Here is a 6,362-nt window from a genome sequence, read left to right on the forward strand (position 1 = left end):
AAGGTCTTATCCAGTCTTCTCAGCACGTCTTGAAGTACTTGTGAGTGAATCGCTTTCAAAAAATGGTTAGTCTGTTTCGCAGCCGTTAGTTGAGTGGCTTGCTCACAATAGTTAACTGAGTATTGATGAGTTTCCCATTGATTTCTTCGCTCTGCCAAACCCTTATTATATAACATGCGACAGGTAGTGAGCCATTGAATTAATGTAGTAGTCTGTTGTATGGTTGGATACAAGCGAAATAGGTAAGTCCGTTTCATCACACTTATCCCTATGTTCCCCTGAGATTCATGTCACTAGGGTTACTATCCCAAAAACCTATTTAAAGTTAGGGGACACTACGATGAAAGTGAAACAAGCAAAACACGCAATTTATCCCCCCAACACGTTGGGGGAAGTTCTCACAGAGAAATTATAAATATGACCGAACACAGTATTAACTAAAGAGTTATATGTGTAAAATACTATAAAGTATAAATTTGAGGGGTCTGAGGAAGCGACTCACAGATGATTCATAACGTCTATATACTAAAAAAGACAGGGGAAAGCCTGATTCATGGGTATTATGGATCTATCGAAGTAGATGAGACCCTTATTACTGGTTTTTTATCTGCAATATCGTCTTTTGCAGAGGAGATAGGTGCGGAAAGCGTTGAAAGCCTTGTGATGAAGAATATGAAGTTTGTCTATGCAATGGACACAAGCTTGCCAGACGATCCTCTAATATTTGCAGTGAGTGTGGATCGTGAAGAAGACGAGCAGAAAATTAAGGAAATACTAATCGAAATCAAAGAAATTTTTGTTGGAAAACATAAGTCTGACCTCGAAGATTGGACTGGAGATATAAAGGCATTTGCTCCATTTTACAATGACCTAGACGTAATTGTATGGGAATACGTCGTAAACAAATACTTAAAAGCCTTTCATAAACTTGTTACGAATAAAGAACAAACTATTGACGAAGTTATTTCATTGATCTATCATCTTTTCTCCCCGAAAATTGCGCAAAAACTAATAGATCAAATTCTTGAGAAGATCGTACAATAGCAACAATAACAGACCCCTTAATTCTGTTTTCTGTTTAAAAAACTCACAAGGTTAGTTTTTCAAGTATTTGTTTCTCTTGTTGATCTCTGATGTCCCACCTAGAACAGCACCCATTAGATATATTATAGAGTTAATAGAATACATAGAGTTCATATTATCGTACTAGTGAGGTGTGAGAGGAAGCGCATCACAGTTGATTCATAATGTCTACATTCTGAAAAAAACTGGAGAAAGCCTTCTCCATAGTTACTATGGAAGCATTGAAGTAGATGAGTCTCTAATTACTGGTTTTTTATCGGCGATATCTAGCTTTGCAGAGGAAATAGGTGCGGAAAGCGTTGAAAGCCTTATTATGAAGAATATGAAATTCGTTTACGCTTTAGATACCAGCACACAAGATCCTATAATTTTCGCTGTCTGCGTAGATCGCGAAGAAGATTCCAAAAAAATTGAATTTATACTTCGTAAAATTAAAAACAAATTCATGGAGGCTCATAGAACCGATATTGAAGAATATACAGGTGATTTAAGCGTCTTTAAAGTGTTTTATAAAGAATTGGATGACATCGTTTGGCAGTATGTTTTGGAAAAATATGGAAAAACATTTCAGGAACTTATCATCAACAAAAAACGTCGTATAGATGAGGTTGTTACCTCAATTCACAGGTTATTCAGCCCGAAAATTGCGGCAAGGTTGATAGATCATATTCTTGAGGCAGTTTATCAATAACTCGTTTTTAAAACTTGATATGCCAAATACATGCGACTCTATCCATTTTGAACTCCTATGGTTGATTTTATTTCTTTATTATTCAATTTTTTCAATATTTTTTGTTTTTTTCGCCTTATGTTTAGCCTTAAGTTGTATTTTCGGAACATATTCTTAAAAAATAACAATTGCATTATTTTAGGTTTCTAAATATGAATTAATCGAGAATAATAATTATTATCGTTTTTAATTCTATTTTTCTATGGTTAGAATTGAGGATAACTAACTTTTGAGACTACAAAGAGTAGAATACTAAATTTATTTGTAGTATTTATTCAGAACACTGGCTCTTAAGATACATCACAACTTCAATTGATGCACATATCATAGCGTAGCACACATTTGAAAAGGCTGATACAAAATATAATTTAACATATAGAGAATAAGCAAAAGGAAATTAACCTTTAGTCGCATTACAAACGGCGCGTTTTAATAGCGGGTCTTTCAGAGCTTATTAGACTCAGTTATTAATATTTATATATAACCTATGTGTAATATTGTGATTCATATACCTTAAAAGGTATCTATTTCTACAAAAAAAATATCTAAAAATAAATGAGGTAATATGAAATGACTGGATTGCAAGACGCTGGACCTCTACGAATCTTAATTGCTCCAAGCCGATATGTACAAGGACCTGGAGCATTAGGTTTGCTAGCTGGACAACTTGAAGTACTTGGTATCAAAAGACCGCTCCTTATGGGAGGACCAACGAGTTTAAGCGTTTCAAAGCCACTTATTGATGCAGGCTGTACTGAAAAAGGTATCGAAACTGAGTCAACAGAATTTAAACGTGAATGTACCTATGACGAAGTCGCACGAATTGCCGAAGTATGTGTATCAAAAGAGTGTGACGCCATCATCTCAATCGGTGGCGGTAAAGGAATTGATGCTGGTAAAGCAGCGGCAACTGGCACTGCTATTGACATCGGTGTAGTTCCTGCAAACCGAATGTCGAGTTTCCCCACAGACAAGCTAGAACGATACTCGTTACAAGGAAAACTGTCTAAATTTGGTGCAGATGTACCAAAGATCGTTGTGCCTACTATTGCGGCTACCGACGCGCCCTGCAGCGCACTTACGGTTATGTATAGTTGGGAACATGTATACCAGACTTTCCTTGTGTATCCGACCAACCCAACAATGGTTGCAGTAGACACAAACATCATAGCTTCGGCTCCTGCGCGCTTTTTAGTAAGCGGTATGGGTGACGCTCTAGCCACCTGGTTTGAGGCAGATATGACCTTCAGGACAAACGGTGTGAACATGCCAGGCGGCAGTCCGCCAATGACCGCTCTAGCTATTGCCAGACTCTGCTTCGACACATTATTGAGATATGGTGTACAAGCTAGAATAGCGGTTGAAGCAAATGCAACAACCCCAGCGATGGAAAAGGTAGTTGAAGCAAATATCCTGCTTAGCGGTCTCGGATTCGAATCTGGAGGACTTTCAGCAGCACATGGTATCCACAACGGTATGACTTCATTAGAAGCCAAAATGAAAGACATCGATTATGCCGGTCTCAAGAGACCTCCGATGCATGGTGAGCTTGTAGCTTTCGGTACGCAGTGTGAAATGGTACTCGAAGACAGAGACACCGAATTTATTCGCAGCGTGATGAGATTCTGCAAGACTGTTGGTCTACCATCAACCTTTGCAGATATTGGTTTGAAAGGCATAACCGAGAATGACATAGAAGCAGCAGCCCATGCTTGTGCAAAAGACGTGCTCTTATCAACCATGAACAGAGCATACCCAGAGCCAGATGCTGAGGGGCACTTCTACCCATGGGCAGCAATACGCGATGCTATGAAAGCTGTCAATGCAATGGGTGAAGCATTCCCGGACATCAGTCATCCAGAGTATACTGGCATGAAATCTATGTCCACACCTGGATCCTACTAAGCAGATCCTACAATTTCACCCTTTTTTCTTTCTTTTCTTTCTTTTCTTTCTTTTTCCAAGTTTTAGAGTGGGCTACCTCGTGCTAAAGCATTGGTGATTTCTTGATAAGTTTTAGAGCAAATTTTGTGAGTGTACTATTATTGTATACGTTTAGAACTCTAAGTACTCTTTTTAAAGCACCTTAGATTTAGCGCCGTGACTCTATCGCTCATTATTTTTAAGAAGAACAAACTGAGATATACTTAATAAGATCCAAAACGATGAGTAACATACCTTATTACATCATATTCAATACAATGATGACTTTAATTTTTCAGGAGGCAACAAAATGGAAGGAAACACGGTATTATCTACTGGAATTCGAACTTTAGATGTGGTAATAGGCGAAGGTGGTATCCCTAATCGTTCTTTAGTGCTCGTTGTGGGAGATGTTGGTTATATTCATAGACTACTTGTACAGAGTATTGTGTATCACCTTTCAGGAGATCAATCAGTAAATACGGCAGTTAAATATGTATTATATGATTATACTGCTGAAGAACTTAAGAGCATATTTAAGGAAATCAGAATGGATATTTCAAATCTTCCTGAGGACAGATGGAAAATTATTGATATGTACAAAGAGGAGCCCATTCCAGACATACTAGAAATGAACCCATTATCAGTTTTACTTTCTGAATATATGGATGATTGTTTTAACGAAAAGGTAGTAGGAAGTAGACGAATAGTATCAGTAATTGATTCTTTGAGCACGTTCCTTCACCAAATTCCTGAATGGGGTGTTGATATAGATGACTTATATTCGATATTCATAAAGGAATTTACCCACCGGATTACAAAGATAGACGGTATTCACTTCTGGATTATGACAAGAGGACTTCAAGAAGAACATATTGAAAACACAATTGCCCATTTTGCAGATGTAGTTTTCAGTCTCCGTCAAAAACAATCTGGAGAGAGAGTTGCCAATTTTATTCAAATTCCGAAACTAGGAACACGGATTTTAAGAGAGCAACGTGCAAGGGAATATCCGATTGTCGTCTCTGATAATTATCAAGTTAGAATTGACACAAAGGAGAGAATTGTCTAACAAGATTGATTGAGAAAATTGAGGAGTGAATCACTAATGGCGATGGATATAACTGAATTAGTTCCAAGTGGTTACAGTATACTTTTAACTGGTCCAGAGGGATCTGGCAAGACTTGTTTTTCACTTCAATGGATTCTTAAAGGATGCAATGCAGGGAGACATGGAATATATGTCACTTTTGATGAAAAGCCAAATGCATTGCGAAGACGCTCAGAACAAATGGGATGGGATTTACAGGATCTGGAAGATGTAGGATTATTTACACTAATAGATGGTTTTTATCCGCGAATCGGTATAAAAAGCAAAGAAATCAACACAACAAGACCAGATGTTGATTATCTGTTACTTAAAATCGCTCCAATGATAAAAAAAAGTGGTACAAGTAGAGTTGTTGTCGATAGCATTACATCACTGTTAATTCCAACACGCACTGTTTCAAGCAAGAGTAAAGAAGGGGTAGAAAGACAAACAATCAAACAAAGGACAGCTTTAATCAGGATGAGCGAATTCTTGAAAAATCAAGGAGTAACTGTCATTTTCACGGAGGTAGAAACAACTAATGACCATCCACAATTGGAACAATTTCTAGTAGATGGTGTGATCGAATTGGGATTGATAAAAACAGATGAAGGGCTAAAACGCAGACTTTTAATAAAAAAGATGAGAGACAAAGAGCATTCTATGCAATATACAGATTTCAGTATAACAGAAGGACAAGGTATTGCTTTAAAATGAATTATATGTTCGTTTAGAAGTGTATTTTTATTTTATGAAATAATAAATGCTTTAAAAGATGAATAGAATCACGATTCGAAAGGGGTTTCCCTAAAATCATCAGAGGGAGCCCATAGTCTAAGATTGAAAATACGAACTCTATCGTGCTCATAGCATCTCTTCATTTTTCTAAGTATATATACGTGCATGATATACAAGATTTAATTGAAAAACTCGTTTACAAGCCAGATATAATTAGTTTTCAGAGCGGAAACTTGATAAATGTTGGTGTTTATATCCAATATGTTTCTGAAACAGTGGAGGTGGATAGAATTTCAAATAACAATGAAGAATTTCACACCGATGAAAAGATACCTGATGAATCTGAATTGAAAGAAGGCGATGAGTTACCTCTGGATGATGAAGCATCAACAGAGGAACCCAGCTTTGACATTGATTTTGATGATGAACTCAGTTTAGAATTAGACGAAGATGTATTCGATGAGGAAGCACTCACTCGCCGCCTTGTATTTATGTCACCAATTGTGAATTACGTGAGAGCAAAAATGGCAGATATAGCTAATACAAGTTTCTATACAAGTGGAGAAGCTAAAAAGGCACTTATAGAGGTTTCTGACCAATACCTTAAGGAAATGCTTGATGCTTTGTGTCAAGAACTGGTTAGTATTATGTTTCTCACTCAAAGAAGGACTATTGGAAGAGGACATGTAGCATATGCGATGGAACATGTGTTTAAGCTCTTTGTTAATAGGCTATGGGATGAGAACGTTCTAAATGCGAGAGCCAATCTCATTAGTAAGATTTTTAAGGTTCAAATAG

At 37.1% G+C, this 6,362-nt stretch carries 7 protein-coding genes; 6 read left to right on the plus strand and 1 reads right to left on the minus strand.

Annotation, left to right across the window (positions count from 1 at the left end; genetic code table 11):
• A partial coding sequence (locus tag QVB70_RS15305; protein ID WP_287588031.1) for a helix-turn-helix domain-containing protein occupies positions 1–257 on the minus strand: 257 nt, incomplete at its 3' end.
• Between the two features lie 247 nt (positions 258–504).
• Here QVB70_RS15305 and QVB70_RS15310 point away from each other — a divergent pair.
• The 6 genes from QVB70_RS15310 to QVB70_RS15335 all read left to right on the plus strand — a co-directional run.
• Positions 505–1,044, plus strand: a complete 540-nt coding sequence (locus QVB70_RS15310) for a hypothetical protein (RefSeq protein ID WP_287588033.1) — start codon at positions 505–507, stop codon at positions 1,042–1,044.
• 172 nt (positions 1,045–1,216) lie between these two features.
• On the plus strand, positions 1,217–1,774 hold the full coding sequence (locus QVB70_RS15315; protein WP_287588036.1) for a hypothetical protein: 558 nt from the start codon (positions 1,217–1,219) through the stop codon (positions 1,772–1,774).
• A gap of 609 nt (positions 1,775–2,383) precedes the next feature.
• Positions 2,384–3,718 (plus strand): glycerol dehydrogenase, encoded by a 1,335-nt coding sequence (locus QVB70_RS15320; RefSeq protein WP_287588039.1) that lies wholly within the window; start codon positions 2,384–2,386, stop codon positions 3,716–3,718.
• Positions 3,719–4,046: 328 nt separating this feature from the next.
• Entirely contained in the window at positions 4,047–4,808 is a 762-nt protein-coding gene (locus tag QVB70_RS15325) for an ATPase domain-containing protein (RefSeq protein ID WP_287588041.1), read from the plus strand.
• Between the two features lie 36 nt (positions 4,809–4,844).
• Entirely contained in the window at positions 4,845–5,543 is a 699-nt protein-coding gene (locus QVB70_RS15330; protein ID WP_287588042.1) for an ATPase domain-containing protein, read from the plus strand.
• Positions 5,544–5,725: 182 nt separating this feature from the next.
• Positions 5,726–6,362: hypothetical protein (locus tag QVB70_RS15335; RefSeq protein ID WP_287588044.1), on the plus strand; the 637-nt coding region annotated here is incomplete at its 3' end.

This window comes from Candidatus Borrarchaeum sp., assembly GCF_019058535.1.
Classification (GTDB): domain Archaea; phylum Asgardarchaeota; class Sifarchaeia; order Borrarchaeales; family Borrarchaeaceae; genus Borrarchaeum; species Borrarchaeum weybense.

Excerpts from the sequence above, each read along its gene's own strand:
- QVB70_RS15310 (WP_287588033.1), top strand. The coding sequence starts at position 505 with ATGATTCATAACGTCTATATACTAAAAAAGACAGGGGAAAGCCTGATT.
- QVB70_RS15320 (WP_287588039.1), top strand. The coding sequence starts at position 2,384 with ATGACTGGATTGCAAGACGCTGGACCTCTACGAATCTTAATTGCTCCA.
- QVB70_RS15325 (WP_287588041.1), top strand. The coding sequence starts at position 4,047 with ATGGAAGGAAACACGGTATTATCTACTGGAATTCGAACTTTAGATGTG.
- QVB70_RS15330 (WP_287588042.1), top strand. The coding sequence starts at position 4,845 with ATGGCGATGGATATAACTGAATTAGTTCCAAGTGGTTACAGTATACTT.